Source organism: Brevundimonas pishanensis (assembly GCF_022750635.1).
Classification (GTDB): Bacteria; Pseudomonadota; Alphaproteobacteria; order Caulobacterales; family Caulobacteraceae; genus Brevundimonas; species Brevundimonas pishanensis.
On record NZ_JAJKBG010000003.1, the window covers coordinates 381696 to 400437 of the forward strand.

The 18742-nt window shown below is 60.9% G+C and carries 14 protein-coding genes and 1 tRNA gene; 10 read left to right on the forward strand and 5 right to left on the reverse strand.

Features of this window, described 5'->3' with window-relative positions:
- Position 1: 1 nt before the first annotated feature.
- Together LOX95_RS08210 and LOX95_RS08215 are read left to right on the forward strand one after the other, a co-directional pair.
- Positions 2–2551 carry a fimbria/pilus outer membrane usher protein gene (locus LOX95_RS08210; protein ID WP_242913984.1) on the forward strand — a complete coding sequence of 850 codons (2550 nt, stop codon included), beginning with the start codon at positions 2–4 and terminating at the stop codon, positions 2549–2551.
- 17 nt (positions 2552–2568) lie between these two features.
- A complete protein-coding gene (locus LOX95_RS08215; protein ID WP_242913985.1) occupies positions 2569–3480 on the forward strand; it encodes a hypothetical protein in 912 nt (303 codons plus the stop codon).
- 69 nt (positions 3481–3549) lie between these two features.
- On the opposite strand, the gene LOX95_RS08220 is transcribed toward LOX95_RS08215, so the two are convergent.
- Positions 3550–3978, reverse strand: a complete 429-nt coding sequence (locus LOX95_RS08220; protein ID WP_242913986.1) for a hypothetical protein — start codon at positions 3976–3978, stop codon at positions 3550–3552.
- 367 nt (positions 3979–4345) lie between these two features.
- On the opposite strand from LOX95_RS08220, the gene LOX95_RS08225 reads away from it, so the two are divergent.
- Complete coding sequence (locus tag LOX95_RS08225) at positions 4346–5512, forward strand: aminotransferase (RefSeq protein WP_242913987.1); 1167 nt, start codon at positions 4346–4348, stop codon at positions 5510–5512.
- 50 nt (positions 5513–5562) lie between these two features.
- Positions 5563–8127, forward strand: a complete 2565-nt coding sequence (locus LOX95_RS08230) for an ATP-binding protein (protein WP_242913988.1) — start codon at positions 5563–5565, stop codon at positions 8125–8127.
- 134 nt (positions 8128–8261) lie between these two features.
- On the opposite strand, the gene LOX95_RS08235 is transcribed toward LOX95_RS08230, so the two are convergent.
- Positions 8262–8337, reverse strand: a tRNA-Lys gene (locus LOX95_RS08235).
- A gap of 192 nt (positions 8338–8529) precedes the next feature.
- Between LOX95_RS08235 and LOX95_RS08240 the strand changes: the two genes are divergently transcribed.
- The 3 genes from LOX95_RS08240 (at position 8530) to LOX95_RS08250 (ending at position 12742) form a co-directional block, all read left to right on the forward strand.
- Entirely contained in the window at positions 8530–9939 is a 1410-nt protein-coding gene (locus tag LOX95_RS08240) for an amino acid permease (RefSeq protein WP_242913989.1), read from the forward strand.
- The gene (locus LOX95_RS08245) at positions 9939–10292 is read left to right on the forward strand and encodes an Hpt domain-containing protein (RefSeq protein ID WP_242913990.1); all 354 of its coding nucleotides are present in this window, start codon (positions 9939–9941) and stop codon (positions 10290–10292) included. Before LOX95_RS08240 ends, LOX95_RS08245 begins: the two co-directional genes overlap by 1 nt.
- Positions 10293–10471: 179 nt before the next feature.
- Positions 10472–12742 (forward strand): autotransporter outer membrane beta-barrel domain-containing protein, encoded by a 2271-nt coding sequence (locus LOX95_RS08250; RefSeq protein WP_242913991.1) that lies wholly within the window; start codon positions 10472–10474, stop codon positions 12740–12742.
- A 54-nt stretch (positions 12743–12796) separates the two neighbouring features.
- Here LOX95_RS08250 and LOX95_RS08255 read toward each other — a convergent pair whose 3' ends face one another.
- Positions 12797–13159 (reverse strand): chorismate mutase, encoded by a 363-nt coding sequence (locus tag LOX95_RS08255; protein ID WP_242913992.1) that lies wholly within the window; start codon positions 13157–13159, stop codon positions 12797–12799.
- Positions 13131–13934, reverse strand: a complete 804-nt coding sequence (locus LOX95_RS08260) for a ferredoxin--NADP reductase (protein WP_242913993.1) — start codon at positions 13932–13934, stop codon at positions 13131–13133. The genes LOX95_RS08255 and LOX95_RS08260 overlap by 29 nt, the downstream gene beginning before the upstream one ends.
- A 104-nt stretch (positions 13935–14038) precedes the next feature.
- On the opposite strand from LOX95_RS08260, the gene LOX95_RS08265 reads away from it, so the two are divergent.
- The 3 genes from LOX95_RS08265 to LOX95_RS08275 all read left to right on the forward strand — a co-directional run bounded on the left by LOX95_RS08265 (position 14039) and on the right by LOX95_RS08275 (position 17107).
- Complete coding sequence (locus tag LOX95_RS08265) at positions 14039–16318, forward strand: S9 family peptidase (protein WP_242913994.1); 2280 nt, start codon at positions 14039–14041, stop codon at positions 16316–16318.
- Between the two features lie 80 nt (positions 16319–16398).
- Positions 16399–16593 carry a hypothetical protein gene (locus LOX95_RS08270; RefSeq protein ID WP_242913995.1) on the forward strand — a complete coding sequence of 65 codons (195 nt, stop codon included), beginning with the start codon at positions 16399–16401 and terminating at the stop codon, positions 16591–16593.
- A gap of 49 nt (positions 16594–16642) precedes the next feature.
- Positions 16643–17107 carry a hypothetical protein gene (locus tag LOX95_RS08275; RefSeq protein WP_242913996.1) on the forward strand — a complete coding sequence of 155 codons (465 nt, stop codon included), beginning with the start codon at positions 16643–16645 and terminating at the stop codon, positions 17105–17107.
- Positions 17108–17132: 25 nt separating this feature from the next.
- Here the strand turns inward: LOX95_RS08275 and LOX95_RS08280 are convergent, their stop codons facing one another.
- Positions 17133–18332 (reverse strand): CaiB/BaiF CoA transferase family protein, encoded by a 1200-nt coding sequence (locus LOX95_RS08280; RefSeq protein ID WP_242913997.1) that lies wholly within the window; start codon positions 18330–18332, stop codon positions 17133–17135.
- Positions 18333–18742: the final 410 nt, after the last annotated feature.

The following is an 18742-nucleotide window of genomic DNA, read 5'->3' on the forward strand; positions in this document are numbered from 1 at the left end:
CATGTCGCGGTTCTGGCTCCTCACATCCTGTTCCTTGCTGACACTGGTCGCAAGCGCGGCCAAGGCCGAAGTCGCCTATCAGCAGGCCGACCCCGCTTCGGAAGTGCCCGCAGTGGCTGCAGAAGCTGCGACCGTGCCCCCGCCCGCGCAGGCGCAGCGTCCGGACATTAATCCCTACGACCGCGACATCGGCATGACTGTGCCGTTGAACTTCAACCGTCGTGTGCTCGGTGAACTGGATGTCCTGCTGACGCGCGACGACCGTTTCATTGTCTATTCCGAGGGCTTCAAGCGGCTCATCGATCCGCTACTCACCGAGGAAGCTCAAAAGGAGCTGGCTGCGGTTCTCGCGGGGTTGGACAGCTTCGAAGCCAACCAAATCGAGAATAGCGGCATTCGTCTGGACTACGACCCCGGTCAGTTGGCCGTTCTGGTCCTTCGAATTGATCCGTCCAAACGCTCGGTCGAGTCTCTGTTTGAAAACGGCTCGCCCGAAGAGCCCGGCAGCGCGCCGGAGCGTTTCTCGGCCTATTTGAACACCAACATCACGGTTGCCAAATTCCACAGCAGCAGCCGGATCAACGATCCGAACGTGTCGCTGAATGGTGCTGTCCGATTTGACCGCTTTGTTCTGGAAGCTGACTTCCAAGGACAGTCCGGCTTTGGCGGCGGTGATTATGAAGTCACGCGCCGCTATGTGCGCGGTGTCTATGACCAGCCAGAGCAGTTCCGGCGCTGGTGGGTCGGTGATATCGATCCCGAGATCCGTGGCCGTCAGGGCTATATGCAACTGGGTGGTGTCGGCGTTGCCCGTCAGCGCCAGCGTTTTGAAAGTTTCCGCAACAGCGTGCTGTCCGGTGGCCGCCAGATCGTTCTGCAGGAAAGCTCGACCGTCCGTGTGATGCGCAATGGCGTGTTCGTACGCGAGTTCAAGCTGGACGCGGGCCAATACGATCTGTCGAACCTGCCGCTCGAAACCGGCTCGAACGACATCGAACTGGAGATCACCAACGGCAGCGGTCGCGTCGAGCGCACAGGCTATAGCGCCTATCTGGACGCCATTGAGCTGGATCCGGGCGACTACGAATACGGTGCCTTCTTCGGTGTCACCAACAGCGGCTTCTTCGGCTCGCCCGATTATTCGGACGGCGACCTGGCTTTCACGGGTTATTGGCGCAAGGCATTCGAGGATCGTCCCGCACTCGGCCTTGGCCTGCAGGCCAGCGAGGCGGTGCAGTCTTTATCGGGGCAGACCCAGTTCATCCTCAATAACGGCGCGCGTCTGCGCTTTGATGGCTCCGTCAGTACGGGCGACGCAGGGCAGGGCTTTGCCGCCATGTCCAGCTACGAGCATTTCGTCGATCGCGGCGACACCTACGACTCGTGGACCGTATCGGTTGATTATACGTCCGAAGACCACGCCAGCCTCGGCAATGTCACCGGCGTCAACCCGACCGAGTGGGTGATACAGGGCGGATTTACCCGCCGTATCAACTTCGCCTGGACGGCGGCAATCGCGGGTTCGTACCGCATGAGCCGTTTGGCCGACTATGGCGATTCCTATTCGCTCAGCGCCTACACGACCTACAATATCCGCCCCAGCGTCGGCGTGCAGGTGGGGGTCGACTATACCAAGTTCGGCAATGCCACGGCCTTCAATCGCGATGGCGTAGGCTTCACCTTCGCCCTCGTATGGACGCCGAGCTACGACCGTCGCGCAGAGGCGCGCTATAGCTCCGTCAATAACTCGGGCAGCGTGCGCTATAACAAGTCGACAGAGAACCGTGTCGGTGCGTGGGGTTATTCGATCGCTTCGAGCTATGATGACGGACCGGGCACCTTGTCCGGTCAGGTCGACTATATCGGCAACCGCTTCGATGCGGCGGTCATCCATACCGCTTTTGGTCGCGACTTCAGCAATATCACCGATCAGCAGGTCACCTCGGTCCGCTTGGGATCGTCGCTGGCCTATGCTGGTGGCCAATTCGCCGTGGGCCGCAACATCTACGACAGCTTCGCGATGGTGCGTACCCACGAGACGCTCGGCGACCGCAAGGCGATTGTCGGCGAAAGCTTCGAGGGCGGACGCTATCAATCGCGCAGTGGCCTGCTGGGTCCGGCGGTCGCCAACAGCCTGTCGGCCTATGTGAACCAGTCGGTTGTTTACGATGTGCTGGATGTCCCGCAGGGCTACGACATCGGCGATGGCATCAAGCGCGTTCGTCCGACATATCGAAGCGGCTATGTCATTACCGCGGGCAGCGATGCCTTCGTATCGGCGATGGGGCGACTGGTCGGCCGTGGTGATGTGCCGGCGGCGCTGATGTCGGGTCGAGTGAACGCCGTCGATGATCCAGGCACCGAGCCGGAAGTCTTCTTCACCAACTCGGTGGGCCGCTTTGCAGTTCAGAAACTCAAGCCGGGTAAAACCTATCGCGTGGACCTGTTCAGCAGTCCGCCGCAGAGCTTCGAGTTCACTGTTCCCACGGACAATGAAGGCCTGTTCGACCTGAAGACCGTTTCCCTGCCGTTCTTTGTGCCAGAACAATAACCGGAAAGACCCTGATCATGTTCAAGAGATCTTATCGCAAACTGATCGTGTCGATTGCTATGGCCCTTGGTCTGGTGGCGGCTGCCGGTCAGGCACAGGCCCAGAAAACAGGCGGCGGCTGCGAGGCCGACATCCTCGGGCTGGACGAATGGATCATCCGCTTTGATCCGAACACGGGCGTGAACACGTCGCAGCAGTTCGATCTGCAGATCACCAACAGTGGTGCTTCCGGTTGTTCGGGGCGTCTTCGTGCCACCTCGCTGGCCTCCGATCCTTACCTGCTCCCGGTCGTAGGCACGGGCCGTGTTCGGTATCAGCTGACGGACGTGGGCAATGGCAACGATATCACGCCAAATCCGGCTGATCCGCTGCACGGTGCCGCGATTGCTGTACCCAAGAATGGTGCGCGCCCGGCACCGGTTCGCTTCTCGATCGACCCCGGCACGACGGTCGCAGCTGGTCGCTATACCCAGCAGGTGATGATCGAGTACGTCAGCGCCAACGGTCGCGAGGTCATGGCGACCAAGCCTGTCACGCTGATCCTCGATGTGCGTTCGTCGATCCTTATCGGCCTGACGGGCCGTTTCACCCGCGAAAACTCGGTCCCGACGATTGATCTTGGTGAACTTACCCAAAGTTCGCGCGATCCGGGTGTTCAGGTTTATGTGCGCTCTTCGGGGCCGTATCGTATGACGGTTTCGTCGCGAAATGGCGGTGAACTGCGCCACGACCTGCCGGGCTGGAAGATTAACTACGGTATGCGCATGGGCTCGCAAGTGATTGATCTGACGCGCGATCACCAGATCGTAGTGCCGCAGATGAAAGTCCACGCCGATGACTATCCGCTGGTCTTCAGCATCGGCGATACGTCGGGCCGTCGGGCAGGGCGCTATTCCGACATCATCAGCTTTACGGTCTCTGCCATCTGAGCGTAACCTCAGACACAAGAAAGCCCCGCAGGCGACTGCGGGGCTTTTTCGTATGCGATTGCGAGCGGATTACAGAGGCTGGATCGTCAGGCTCAGCGTCAGCGGCGTTTCAACGCTCACGTTGTCGAAGCGATAGGCGACACTGCGGATCGTGGCCATGTTCGAGCGACGCAGTTCCTGACCGCCCGTAGGCGACAGTTCCAAGGAGCGGTCGCCGTAAATCATACGGGCCGACTCGCCTTCCATCAGCGGGCGGTACTGGGCGGTTACGGTATAACCGCCCGGATTGTTGCACGCCTCGACGACGTTTCCGGTCATACCTTCGCCCGCCTGAACCGTGCGGTCCGGGCGCACCCAGCATGCCACTGGCACGCGTGCGGTGATACGGAAAGTCTGCGATGCGGTGTTCTTGGCTTCTGCCAAGCCGGGCACGGCAATAGCGCCCAACAGAGCGGCAAAGCTGGCCAGTGCGGCGCGTTTATTCAGAACAGAACTCATAATGACGTCCCTCGTCACTGCAATCTTCACAGCGACCATAGGACGACAGCTGTTAACTCTACGCGATCAGACACGCTTAGCGAGGCTTTAAAGCTCAGGGTCAACAAGGACTTAACGAAGCACGGTACGCTGGATCGTTTTGATACACCTTTGTTAGATATTCCGTCTGTGCGCCTTTCGTCGATCAGGGACAGCCCTCATTATAGGGCGTTGATTCGATCCCCCTTTGAGAAAGTCCCATGCCGTTCCAAGTCTATAAGGGTAAAGGTCGCCATGCTCGCCGCGTGATCCATTCACGGCCCGGCGGGCTGCTGTTCCGATTGTTTAGCGACTGGCTTCGCCGCGGCGCATTCACGGCAAAACTGTAATGAAGCCATCGCCTGTATTTGCCGATGCGCCCGTGACCATCTTCGAAAAGATGTCGGGACTGGCGCGCGAATACGGGGCGATCAATCTGGGACAGGGCTTCCCGGAAGACCCAGGGCCGCTGGCACTGAGGGAGCGGGCCGCCGAGGCCGCCATCCATGGTTGGAACCAGTATGCGCCGTCGCGCGGTCTGCCCGAACTGCGACAGGCGGTGGCCGACCACTATAACCGCATGCAGTCGACAGCCCTGACCGCGCAGGAGGTTATCATCACCTCCGGTGCCACCGAGGCTATTGCCGCCTCGGTTGCGGCTTGGGTTAACCCCGGCGACGAAGTCCTGATATTCGAGCCAGCCTATGACGCCTATCGCCCCTTGATTGAGCGGGCAGGGGGCGTGGTGAAATCGGTGGTCCTCAAGCCCCCACATTGGGACTTGCACCAAGAGGCTCTGATCGCGGCAATCGGGCCCCGGACACGCGCGGTCCTGTTCAACAATCCGATGAACCCCGCAGCGAAAATGTTCACAGCCGAAGAGCTGGCGACGCTGGCTCGCGTCTGCATTGCCAACGATTTGTTGGTGATCAGCGACGAGGTTTGGGAGCACGTGCGTCTGGGGGATCGACGGCATCTTCCGTTAGCTCTGGTGGATGGGATGTCAGAGCGCACCATCAAGATCGGTTCTGCCGGCAAGATGTTCGGGCTGACCGGCTGGAAGGTCGGCTTTGTCTGTGCCCCTCAGGATTTGATCGATCCGGTCGCACGGGCCCATCAGTTCCTCACATTCGCCACGCCGCCCTTATTGCAGACGGCGGTCTGCGAAGGTTTGGGCTGGGACGCCTCATGGTTCGAAGCCATGGGCCGTGACATGGGCAACCGGTACGCCCTCCTGCGGCACAGTCTGGAAGCCGAGGGCTTCCGCTGTCTGGACAGTGACGGCACCTATTTCCTCAATGTCGATCTGGCGGCGTCGGGGATTGGTCTGGGTGACGCTGCGTTCTGCGAACTATGCGTGCGTGAACATGGTGTGGCCGCCATTCCCGTATCCGCCTTCATCCAAGGAGGCGGGCAGGGCTCGATTATACGGCTCTGCTTTGCCAAGCCTGACGATGTCTTGTTGGAAGCCGCAGGAAGGCTTGGTCGCGCGCGGAAAATCTTTACGAAACGTTGACCTGCGCTCTCTGATCGCACACTTAGCGGACAGTTGAGTATTAGGTAGTGATGTCCCGCGCAGATTGTCTGACCCGCGCAGCCGCCATTGCGGTTGCCCTGTTGGTATCGGCACCCCAAAGTTTTGCGGCTCCCAGCGGTGATCGAATGCCGTCTGCACAAACAGCCGTAGTTCGGGGGACGGACAAAGCCGTCCACGATTATAGCTTGGCCGTTCAACGCCGGATGCAGAGCACCAGCGTCGCTGAGTTGGAGCGTTTTGGTCTGGCCGCCTCGCTCGAGCCGACCCGCGAAAACCTCGGTCGCCTTCAACACGTGATTGCAGTTACGCTGGGCCAACGCGAGGTCGAGCATGCGGTAATCTGGAACGCCCGCCTTAAGGATCTCGCCACCCGCGCCGGTGATGCAGACTATCTGGCGGCCGTCGAAATCAATGATTACGCCATTCGCCTGATCCGCGACCGCGATGTCAGTCTGGAGCAACTGGACGCTCTGGTCGCACGGCAGAAGTCCTGGCTGCCCCGCGCTCTGGCCAAGGGTTTGAAAACCCGCGCCATTATTGACGAGGGGCAGGCCGCCGCAGCGATTGTCTATCTCCACGAGGCGTTGCGCGAAGTTCCGACAGCCAAGGCGGGCGAAGCGGGTATTGCCGCCATGCTTTGGCGACAGGCCGCCTTGGCCCACAGTCAGCTTGACGATGTGGCGGGCTTCCTCAAGACCATTCAGACATCCGAACGCCTGATGGCGGACACGGGGTATCCGTGGCCGGACTATGAGCCGATGTTCAACCTGTCCATGGCGCTGGGTTATGTGGGGCGGCATGACGCGGCGCTGCAGGTTTATGGCGTTTACGATGAACTGGCCCGCAAAGACGGCTCGCTGATGCCGCAGAGCATGTCCGGCCTGCTGTGCAGCTATATCGCGTCTGCGCGCGATGACTGGGCCGGAGTTCTGAAATGCTATGAGCCTTTCGGACCTGACCTGGCTGTTCCGCGCCAGCTGCAGAACCTTTTGCGGGTCCGTCGCGTCATCGCCTATTCACGGACAGGGCAGGTGGCTCTGGCACGGCGTGACATCAATGCCCTTCGTGCGGGGCTGGATACGGGGCAGGTCAAGATGTCCCCCATCATCCAGCGCGCCGAGGCCGAGTATATGATTGCCTCGGGTGATTATGCGCGCGGCGTACCCGCCTTGCGTGACTATCACGTCAGCGAGTTCCGCCGCGCAGCGCAGGCATCCAGCGAAGTCATGAGCTCTATCGTGGGTGACCTGAGCACTCAGCTCGAGCACGAACGCAGCCAGAGTATCGTGCTGGAAGAGACGATTTCGCGCCTGATCTGGATGTTTGCTGCCGTCGCCGTTTTGGGGGTCGGCTTGTTGGTGCTGCTGTTCCGTCAGCGGCGTCTTTCGCGCGAGCTGAAGCTGGCCAATGACCGCGAGAAGGAACTGCACGCACGGCGCACCCAGTTCTTCGCTGACGTGAGCCATGAAATCCGCACGCCGCTTAACGGCGTGGTGGCGATGGCCGATGCCTTGCGTAAAGAGCAACTGCCGCCTGATGTGGCTGAGAAGGTTCGCCTGATTGCCACCTCCAGCGAAACGCTGAACCGTCTACTGTCTGACGTACTGGACAACGCCAAGATGGACGCCGGGCAACTGACGATCGAGACCGAAGTGTTCGACCTTGTCCGCGTGGTCAAAGACGTTGAGGCGCTATGGCGCTCCAAGGCCGAGGCCAAGGGTTTGAAGCTGGCGCTGCAAATGGATGCGGGTGACAGCTATTGGGTCCGCGGGGACAGCGTTCGCGTCTCCGAGGTGCTGAACAATCTGATCAGCAACGCCCTGAAGTTTACGCCTCAAGGCCGTATCTTGGTGAGCACCGTGCGTCTGCCTCACGAGCGCTGCCTGTTTGTGGTGACCGATACGGGTATCGGCTTTGAAGGCGCTTCTGACGGACGCGTGTTCCAGCCCTATCGTCAGGCGGACACCTCCATCAGCCGCAAGTTCGGTGGCACGGGTCTGGGACTTTCGATCAGCAGCAAACTTGTCGAGATGATGGGCGGACGGCTTAACGCTTCAAGCAAGCCGGGGGCGGGATCGCAGTTCTGGTTCGAACTTCCGTTGCCGGAGGCCGAGCCGCCGTCGGTCGAGGACGTGGCGATCCAGCCTGTCACCAAGCCCGATGTCCTGCGCGTTCTGATTACCGATGACAATCCGACCAACCGTACCATTCTGGGTATGTTGTTGGGCGGCGATGACTATGTGCTGCACTACGCCGTCAACGGTCAGGAAGCTGTCGATCTGTCCGCGGCCGTCGATTTCGACGTCATCCTGATGGATGTGCAGATGCCGGTTATGGATGGTCTTGAGGCTATCCGGCGTATTCGCGCTGGCGAACGCTCTTCGGGCCGGCGTCAGGCCGCCATCGTTATCTTCTCGGCCTCGGACAGCGCGGAAGATTTGAAGAGCGGTATGGAAGCGGGTGCGGATTGCCACGTCAGCAAGCCCATCGTGTTGGATCGACTGCTCGAGGCGATGCAGGCCGCCATTCAACTGCGTGCTCGCCACAACGCTGCGAACCAGACCGACATCATGACGGCCGTCATCGACAACTGAACGGCTAGCCCATGAACAGGGCGGTTGTTCGCGGCGACCCAATGAGGGCGCACGCACGCGAAAACGCGCTTGGGCAGTCTGCCAAGGCGCGCGTTCGATGGTCTGGAAATCTTGCTTGCCAGCAAGAGGAACGATGGTGGGTGATCACGGGCTCGAACCGTGGACCCGCTGATTAAGAGTCAGCTGCTCTACCAACTGAGCTAATCACCCGTACCGTCGTATGAGCCTTTGGTTGGGCTCCGGCGTCTCGCTGCGGTGCGTTGCGCTGCGGCGAGGGCGGCTTAATACGCACGACCCGATTTGGACGCAAGCGATAAATTTATTCAAACCTCATTTTTCTCAACGCAAATAAAGTGATACCGAAGGTTTATCGGATAAATTACAAAAATCGGGGAGAACCCAATGGCGTTTTGGAGCCGTCGCCGTTCAATCGAAGCGATGCTAGCACCGCATGACGGGCCTACGTTGAAAAAAACGCTGGGGTGGCCGCATCTGATGGCGCTGGGTGTCGGCGCTATTGTGGGCACCGGTATTTTGACCCTGATTGGCGTGGGTGCCGGTCTTGCCGGTCCGGCCGTTCTTATCAGCTTTGCGCTGGCCGGTGCGGTTTGCGCCTGTGCCGCGCTGTCTTACGCCGAGCTTTCGACCATCATGCCGGCGTCGGGTAGCGCCTACAGCTATTCCTATGTCGCATTGGGCGAGCTGCTGGCGTGGATCGTCGGCTGGTCGCTCATTCTCGAATATTCGCTGGTGGTGTCGGCAGTGGCCGTCGGCTGGGCAGGCTATGCTGCGCCGTTTCTGCAGGAATGGGGCGTGCCGACCGCGCTCTTGGTCGGACCGCACGTCGAGGGCGGCCTGATCAATCTTCCAGCGGTTGGTATCATTGCCGTAGTCGCCGGTTTGCTGCTGCTGGGCACCAAAGAGAGCGCGACGCTGAATGCCGTGCTGGTGGCGGTGAAGATTGCCGCGCTGGTGGCGTTTGTCGCGCTGTCGCTGCCGCACTTCGATTCCGCCAACTTCACTCCCTTCATGCCTAACGGGTTTGGTGCGCCGTTCGTGCAGACCGGCGTGATGGCTGCGGCCTCGATCATCTTCTTCGCCTTCTATGGCTTTGACGCCATCGCCACGGCGGCCGAGGACACCAAGAAGCCGGAACGCGATCTGGCCATCGGCATCGTCGGTTCGATGGTGATCTGCACCATCCTGTACATTCTGGTGGCCGCGTCGGCGATTGGCGCTGCACCGGTTGCGCGCTTTGCCGAAAGCCCCGAACCGCTAGCCCTGATCCTGCGCGATCTGGGGCAAGGTGCGGCAGCCAAGTGGATCGCAGCCGCAGCCGTGGTGGCCCTGCCGACCGTTCTGCTGGCCTTCCTGTTCGGTCAGTCGCGCATCTTCCTTGGCATGGCCCGTGACGGCCTGCTGCCGCACAGCCTCGCCAAGATCTCTCCGCGTGGCGTGCCGGTCATCGTTACGGTGTTCACGGCCATCGTGGTCGCCTTCCTTGCAGGCGTTATGCGTCTGGATGAACTGGCCTCGCTGGCGAACGCCGGCACGCTGACGGCCTTTGCCGCAGTGGGACTCAGCCTGATCGTGCTGCGTGTTCGCGAACCCAATCGCGAACGCAAGTTCAAGGCTCCGCTGTGGCCCGTGGTTGGCGGCTTCACCATTATTGGTTGCCTGTTCTTCATGACCAGCCTGAAGGCTTCGACCCAGCTGTGGTTCATCGCGTGGAACGTGCTGGGCCTTATCGTCTATTTCGTCTGGTCGTCGCGTAACTCGCGTCTGGCCAAAGGCGAGGAGACGCAGGCCTGATGGCGCGCCGGGATCTGACGGGGGTGGTGGATTTCTCGGTCCTCGAGGCCGCGACCGCTGGCATTGATGATATCAGCGACGAGATTCTGGGCCTGTTTATGCATCAGGCTTCGATCTGGTCGCCCATGCTGACGACGGATCAGGACGGGTGGCGTGACGCTGCCCACACCCTGAGAGGGGCAGGGGGCGGCATCGGAGCCAAGGCGCTGGCCGAAGTCTGCGCCGAAGCTGAAGCCGCCGACGAGGCATCCGCCGAGGGCGTGTTGATGCGGGTACGCGATGCCCTCGATCTGGCCCTGGCGGATGTGGCGGCCTATCGGCACGAACTGGCGCTCAAGAGCCTGAAGGGCTGAGAGCCAAGAGTTCATAAAACGGAAAGGCCGCTCGCCTGAGCGGCCTTTTTCGTTGAAAACACAGGAAAAGTTCGACCTCAAGGTTGTATTTTACCCGATGCCCTCAGCGGGCTTTCCGTCCGAAAGGTTATGGTAAGGCTTAGGCCCTTAGCGACGCCCCAACTTTAGGGGAATTCAGAATGAATCAGTCGCTGGCACTGCGCCAAAAGATGCGCACCGCCTTGTTGTCCACCACCGGCGTTTTTGTGGCGAGCCTGCTGCTACCGGGGTCTGCATTGGCCGTTCCCGTCATAGATCGGGTGTCGAACGGACAAGTCGTCGATGCCGGTCACGGCTATTTCTATGACGACGTGATCGTAGAGAACGCGGGCTCGCGCCTTCACGGAAATGAGGTTCGGTTCATCAACGCCGGTCAACTGACGATTGATGACCACGGCCGCGGGGACTTCCAATATCTCGGTCTCGGCAACGACGCACTGGGTGGTAGCGTGTTGGTCACCAATGGTGGTCAGTTGCATGTCGCGCAGGATTTGGTCGCCGGCTACGGCATCGGAGGCTACGGCACTGTAACGGTGGACGGCGCGGGATCGTTGATCGACGTTGGCGGCGACGTCGCGCTGCACTCATTCGATTACACAGAGTCGAAACTCGTCATCAGCAACGGTGGCCGAGTGGATGTCGCTGGCACGATCTACCTGAACTCGGTAGCCGGAGGCAGGTCCAGCATCTGGATCGGCAGCGGCCTGTGGAGCGAACAAGCCCCTGCTGGCGTGCTCAATGCCCCGCGGATCGATATGGGTTTGCAATCGGGCCTAATTTTCAATCACACGGGCACGTTCGAGTATGACGGCAGCATCACTGGCACCGGCTACGTCAACGTCGTGCACGGCCACGCCATCCTGTCAGGCGATAGCTCCGATTTTGGTGGATACACCTATTACAACAGCGAGACGCTGGAGGTTAACGGCCATCTAGGCGGCAACGTGAACCTCGGGAACGGCAATCTAAGGGGGACCGGCACTGTGGAAAGGGTGGTGCTTAGCGCGGTCCTTTCAGGCGTGGTCAGGCCTCAGGCAACGACACCCACAATCGGCACACTGGATATCGGTGTGTGGTCGTACCTCAACGTCGAGGTCGATCCCGAACTTAACCGCTCCGGCACCTTCAATGTGTCGGGTCGCGCTACCATCGGGGAAGGTGCAGAGTTGCACCATATCCTCGGCCGTAGTTCGAACTACCGCCGTTCGTCCCGCTTTGTGGTGATCAATGCGGCGGGCGGCGTCGAGGGCCGCTTCGAAGTCGTTGGGACCGAGTACGCCTTCCTCGATATTTCGCTGGATTACACCGACACCCAGGTCATCATGAATCTGGATCGTAACGACATCCGATTTACCGACATTGCACAGACGCCGAACCAGTTGGCTGTGGCCAGCGCCATCGAAGACATTACAGCCAGCGAGAACCTGTCGGATCTGGTGGTGGATCTGAGCGAGGACGAGGCCCGATTGGCCTTTACCCAGATGGCTGGTGACCTGCACGTGTCGGCTCGCTCGGCCATGCTGATGGATGCGGCCAACCTTCGTCATACTCTGGTCGGCTCGGTAGCGAACAACGCCGCGTCGGGCCAAGGATATTATGGTTGGGGCCGTGTGCTGTCATCGGCTTCCGAGCTTGATGCGCGCGGCGAGAACGCGGCGCTGAAGTCTGACACGACCGGTTTCATGGCCGGCGTCGACAAGGGCTTTGGCGATGCCATCCGTGCGGGTGTCGTGGTCGGATTCGAGAAGGGCGAGATGAAGTCGGCCAGACTTGGCCAGATCGATCGCGATAGCCAGCATCTGGGCCTCTATGGTCGCGGTGACTGGGGCAATCTGAACATTCAGGCCGGTGCTATTGCGTCTTGGCACGCTCTGTCGTCGCGCCGCGACCTCGCTTTCGGGACGACTGCCGAAAGCCTGAAGGGCGACTACGATGCCACTTCGGAACAGGTCTTTGTCGAAGCGGCTTGGGCGGTGCCGATGGCTTGGGCCACGGTTTCCCCTTACGCCATGCTGGCCCATGACGCGCTTGACGTGGACGGCGTGGACGAACGCGGCGGTGTTGCTGCTCTGAGCGTCGCAAGCAAGGCTCAGAGCCTGACCACGGCCGGTTTGGGCATGGGCTTGGATAAGTCGTGGGTACGGGCCAACGGCCGCTCTGCCACGGTTTCGGCACGCGTGGGCTGGGAGAGCTATTCCGGCGATCTGGAAGCGGTCCAGACCGTTGCCTTCGCCGACAGCGCTGAGTTCGCGATCAATGGCCTGCCAATGGGCGACGAGGCTATGGTGGGTCGCTTGGGTCTGGCGGTTCCTATCGGAAAAGCCGGTACCGTTTCGCTGGATTGGAACGGGGCCAAGGGTTCGGACCAAAGCCGCAACGCATTCACGGTCGGCTATCGTCTCAGCTTCTAAACAAGAAAGGCGGCCCGCAGGGGCCGCCTTTTTCGTATGGGGTTGGGTAGGGGCTCAAGCCCGCGTCTTGTCCCAAGTGCCGTATTCGTGGGCAATAGAGCGGTCGATCAGAAGGCGCCAGACAGGCTCGGCAATCTCGGCCGAAAGACCGGCCTGGTCGGCAGCAGCCAGCACCTTTGACACCACATCCTCGATGCGGGTCTGGTCATAGACCGCCTGGCGGTTCGGCTTGATGCGGGCCGCCGCGTCCATGTAGCGCTGGCGCTCGGCCAGCAGCGTAACCAGAGCGCGGTCCACGGCATCTACGCCCTTGCGAACGTCCACCATGGTTTCGCACGCTTCCGGCGCGGGCCGCTCGTCGACGGCGACCGACAGCGGGGATTTCACATCAGCCGACAAAGGCACGCTCCAGAACATAGTCGCCCGGCTCTGCGTTGGAGCCTTCCTTCATGCCATAGGATTCCAGCAGCTCTGCCGTTTCCTTGATCATGGCCATCGAGCCGCACAGCATGACGCGGTCGGTGTTTGGCGAGAAACCGATGGGCAGTTGCAGGTCGGCAAACAGGTCACCCGACTTGATGCGATCGGTGATCCGTCCCGGCGTCTCGAACTTTTCGCGTGTGACAGTCGGATAATAGGTCAGCTGGGCCTTGGCCTCGTCGCCGATAAGCGGGTCATCGTGGATGCCCTTGGTGAAGAAGTCGCGATAGGCGAGGTCCTGAACGTTGCGCACGGTGTGGCAGACGATCACTTCCTTAAAGCGCGAATAGGTTTCCGGCTCACGCGCGACCGACAGCCACGGGGCCAGACCCGTGCCTGTACCGATCAGCCACAGGCGCTCGCCGCCGGTCAGGGCGTCTAGAACCAGTGTGCCGGTCGGCTTTTTGCCCATCAGCACGGTGTCGCCCGCGACGATCTTTTGCAGACGCGAGGTCAGCGGACCATCCGGCACCTTGATCGAGAAGAACTCCAGTTCTTCGGCCCAGAATGGGCTGGCGATGGAATAGGCGCGCAGGACAGGCTTGCCGCCGTCTTCACCCGGCAGGCCGATCATTACAAATTCACCCGAACGGAATCGGAAATCTTCGGGGCGTTTTACACCAAAGCTGAACAGCTGGTCGGTCCAGTGGCGAACCCACAGCACTTCCAGTTCGTGGAAGGGTTTGGGTTTGGCAGGGGAGGCGTCGGTCATAGTCCCTAACTAGGGCGTTCGGAAGAATTGCGAAAGGCTGGGCGTACCATCCAGTTGCGTGATTTTCGGATGACGGGGCGCAATTACGCCACTACTTTGCCGCCATGCGCACACTTCTTCTCGCTTCGACGATTCTGATGGCCGCAGCGGCCACTCCGGTCGTGGCTCAAAACGCCGCAGCGCCTGCTGCCGTCACGGCCCCCGCATCCAACATCCTGACGGTAGAGCGCGTGTTCGCCAATCCGTCATTGGCCGGTCCGGTCGCCCGCGGCGTCAGTCTGTCGCCGGATGGCGAACTGGTCGCCTTCCTCCGCTCGCGCGAGGATGACGTGGACGTGCTGGACCTGTGGGCCGCGCCTGTTTCGGGCGGTGATGCCTTCAAGCTGATCGACGCCCGTGCACTGGTACCGGATGCCGGTGAACTGTCGGAGGCCGAAAAGGCCCGCCGCGAGCGTATGCGCATCAGCCAGCGCGGCGTGGTCGAGTATAGCTGGGACGAGCAAGGTCGCTACATCCTCGCCCCGTTGGAAGGCGACATCTTCCTCGCTAACCGTGCCGATGGCTCGGTCCGCCGCCTGACCGAAACGGCAGCAGACGAAATCGACGCCAAGGTTTCGCCCAAGGGGGCCTATGTCAGCTTCGTGCGTGACCAGAATCTGGTTGTGCTGAACCTCGAAACGGGTGCCGAGCAGGCCATCACGACCGAAGGCAAGGACCTGATCACCTGGGCGACTGCAGAGTTCATCGCGCAGGAAGAACTTGATCGGGACACCGGTTATTGGTGGAGCCCCAACGAAAAATACATCGCCCTGCAACGCACCGACGAGAGCGGCGTGGACATCATCCCGCGTCTCGACATCGCCGGTGGTGGTGCTTCGGTGGTCGAGCAGCGCTACCCGCGCGCGGGGCGTCCGAATGCCGTGGTCGAACTGTTCATCCACGACGTTGCCTCGGGCAATCGCGTTCAGGTTGATCTGGGTGCCAACAAAGACATCTATCTGGGCCGCGTGAATTGGGCCGCCGACGGCTCGGTCGCCTATGTCCAGCGCCTGTCGCGTGACCAGAAAACGTTGGATCTGCTGAGCGTCGATCCGGCCACCGGCCAAAGCCGCGTGATCGCGACCCAGACCTCGAACGCTTGGGTGCCGCTCACCCATAACTTCAAGGCTCTGAAAGACGGCAACTTCATCTGGTCCAGCGAAGAGACCGGTTGGCAGCACCTGTACCTGTACAACAAGGACGGTCGTCGCCTGCGCGCCATCACGCGCGGCGAGTATCCAGTAAAGTCGCTGAACGGCGTCAATCAGGACGCGGGCGAGGTTTTCTTCACCGCCTCCATGCGTGACGGCAAGGAACTGCCGATCGAGCAGCAGCTGTTCAAGGCCTCGCTGAAGCGCACTGTCACGCCGACCGAGATCACGCCGCGCGGCGGCTGGTGGTCGGCCTCGGTGAACGGCACGGGTACGGCCTATGTCGGCAACTATTCGGACCTGAACACCCCGTCGCAATCGGCGCTCTACACCATCGACGGCAACCGCGTTCGCTGGATTGAAGAGAACAAGCTCCAGCCGGGCCACCCGTTCTGGCCGTTTGCCGAGCGCCAGCAAAAGCCGACCTTTGGCACGCTGGAGAGCCACGGCGAGACGCTGGTGTGGCAGATGACGACCCCGCCGAACTTTGATCCGACCAAGAAGTATCCGGTCGTGATGCAGGTCTATGGCGGCCCCTCTGCCGGTGGCGTCAAACGCTCGTGGCAACCGGCCACCAACCAGCTTCTGACCGAGGCGGGCTATATCGTCTTCCGCCTGGACAACCGTGGCGAGGGTGACCGTTCGGCGGCCTTCAAACAGGCGCTTTACCTCAAGATGGGCCAGCCCGAGATCGAGGATCAGGTTCTCGGTGCCGAATACCTGCGCAGCCTGCCGTATGTTGATGCCGATCGCATCGCCATCATGGGCTGGTCGTATGGCGGCTTCATGAGCCTGATGGCGCTGACCGAGCCGAAGATGGGTCTGGCAGCGGCACTCGCCGGTGCGCCGCCGACGGAATGGAGCCTGTACGACACGGCCTATACCGAGCGCTACATGTCCACGCCGCAGGCCAATGTCGAAGGGTATGCCGCCTCGGACGTGCTGAGCCGTCTGGACAATATGACCGGTCGTCTGCTGCTGATGCACGGCATGGCTGACGATAACGTGATCTTCGAGAACACGACGCGCGTCCTGAACGAACTACAGGTCAAGAGCCTGCCGTTCGAGACGATGCTCTATCCGGGGCAGCGCCACGGCATTCGCGGCAATGATCGCCAATTGCACCAATGGCGCACCTATCTGGACTTCCTCGACCGCACCATCGGCACACGCGCGCCGACGAACGGTCAGTAACGTCTGAAGCAAGGGCAGGGACCGCACACGGTCTCTGCCCCTTTTGTTGAAAGGCAGCCGAGCGGCTGTCAGGGGAACTCATGAAATCAGCACCACTGGCACTGGGTGCCGCCTTCTTGGTCATCGCCACGCCAGCTCTGGCCGCCAGCGGAGATGACGGCACCAATCCTGCTGTCTGGATCGCAATCGGTGCGGCGTTTATGGGTGCGTTCACGGCCATCATCGGCGGTTTGGCGGCCGCTAAAGCCAAGAAAAAGAAGCTGGACGACAAGTAACTCAAGGCAGGGATCGCCGGCGGAAGACTGGCGGTATCTAGGGCGTATGATGGGCGACAAGCATAAGGCGGGCGAAGCGCTGGCCCGGTCGGGGAAGTCACACGACGCCTTCATCGGTGATGCGGACAACTGGGCAACTTTCGTCCTGGTGCCGGTCCTGTCTGTCTCGTTTGCCCTTGCCGCCACGCCGCTGTTGCGGTGGTGGGACAAGTCCGATCTGGGTTGGCGAAAAGGCTTCCGCGCCATTTTCGCGTGGCTGTGCGCGTGGACGGTGACGATGATGCCGATCTCGTGGTTCGCCTATGGTCACGACCTGCTGTCATTGATGACGGGTGCCGTGATCCAGATACTGGGGGTCGTCGCCTTTTTCCGGATGGGCCGCGGTCGTTGGTATCAGTCGCAAGCGGCCGGCGTGATCAAAGGAATCGTGCTCATGTGCGCCCTCCAGATTACGGGCACCTTTGGCTATGTTGTGGTTATCGGGATCGATCTGCTGGGCGCGCTCCTGACCTGACCGTATTCGGGGCGGCGAGAGCCAGCTAAGTCTCCCGTTTACCCAGCACCTCCGCATTGTCGGCCCCTAGCGCCGGCGGCGGGCGATCATAATGCACCGGTGTTTTCGACATTCGGATGGGTGAGGCGACGGTCTTCACGGGCGCCGACAGGTCTTCGCGGGTTTGCTCGACGACGAGACCGCGATGCAGGGCCTGCGGTTCGTCAAAAACCTGATCGATGCGGTTAATGGGGCCGCAGGGGACGCCATGGTCCTCCAGAAGCTTCATCAATGCCGACATTGAATGAACCTGCGTGAGAGCGTTCAGAATAGGGCTCAGCAGTTCGCGGTTGGCGACGCGGTCGGCATTCCTGGCAAAGCGCTCGTTCGTGCCGAGCGGGGCTTGGCCTAACGCCTCGCACAGTTTGCGGAACTGGCCGTCATTGCCAACCGCGATGATGATCATGCCGTCGGAGCAGGGGTAGGGCTGATAGGGCGACAGATTCGGATGAGCGTTACCCATCCGCGTCGGCACCTTGCCCGAAACGAAATAGTTGGTCGCCTGATTGGCCAGAACCGCGGCTTGGACATCGAACAGGGCGATGTCGATATGCTGGCCATCGCCCGTCGCGCGCGCGTGCCACAGGGCCGCAAGGATGGCGTTGGAGGCATAGAGGCCGGTGAAAACGTCCACGACCGCGACGCCGACCTTCATCGGCTCGGCACCGGCTGCACCATCCGGCTGGCCAGTGATGGACATCAGCCCACCCATGGCCTGTATCATATAGTCATAGCCGGCACGGTGGGCGTCCGGCCCGTCCTGTCCGAAGCCGGTGATCGAGCAATAGACAAGGCGCGGATTGATGGCCGATAGGCTGGCATAGTCCAGCCCGTATTTCTTCAGCCCCCCGACTTTGAAGTTTTCGACCACTACATCGCATTCAGTCGCCAGTTTCCGAATCGCATCGGCCCCTTCGGGCGAGGCCATGTCGAGTTCGACCGACTTCTTGCCGCGGTTGGCGCACATGAAATAGGCGGCGTCCCCCCGCGCGCCATCCGAAGTCGTTGTAAAGGGTGGGCCCCACTGGCGAGTATCGTCGCCCATGCCGGGGCGCTCGACCTTGACGACCTCGGCCCCCATATCGGCAAGGGTCTGCGTCGCCCAGGGTCCGGCCAATACGCGAGACAGATCGAGTACACGCACGCCGTGCAGCGGGCCGTTCGGACGGAGGGTCTGCGAGGTCATAGGCGTCAGATAGCAGGAGTCTGTCGCGGCAGGCGATAGGCGACTAATGCGCATAGCGACCTTCGTCTGCCTTTGTTTGGCTAAGGTTGGTCTATATTATCAGCGATCAGTAACCGACCGCATGTAGGCTCGCGTAGCGTTTGAGCGGCGGATCGGCAGTGCCTGGTCAGTGGCGCGTACGTATTGTCACTGATAGCGATCGCGTCCTGAAGTTGTACAATAGGTATCTAAGTTCGTACCTCTTGTTGTGGACTGCGAACAGTAGGCGCGCTTTGGCGCGTATCAGTAAGCGTAATCAGTAAGCGTATTTAGTAAGCGTAGCGTACCTAAGGGCGGCGGGTCGAACCGTCGCCCTTTTTGGTCGCCTGCAGATGATCTTGCGCATTTGGCATGGCCATTTAAACATCGCG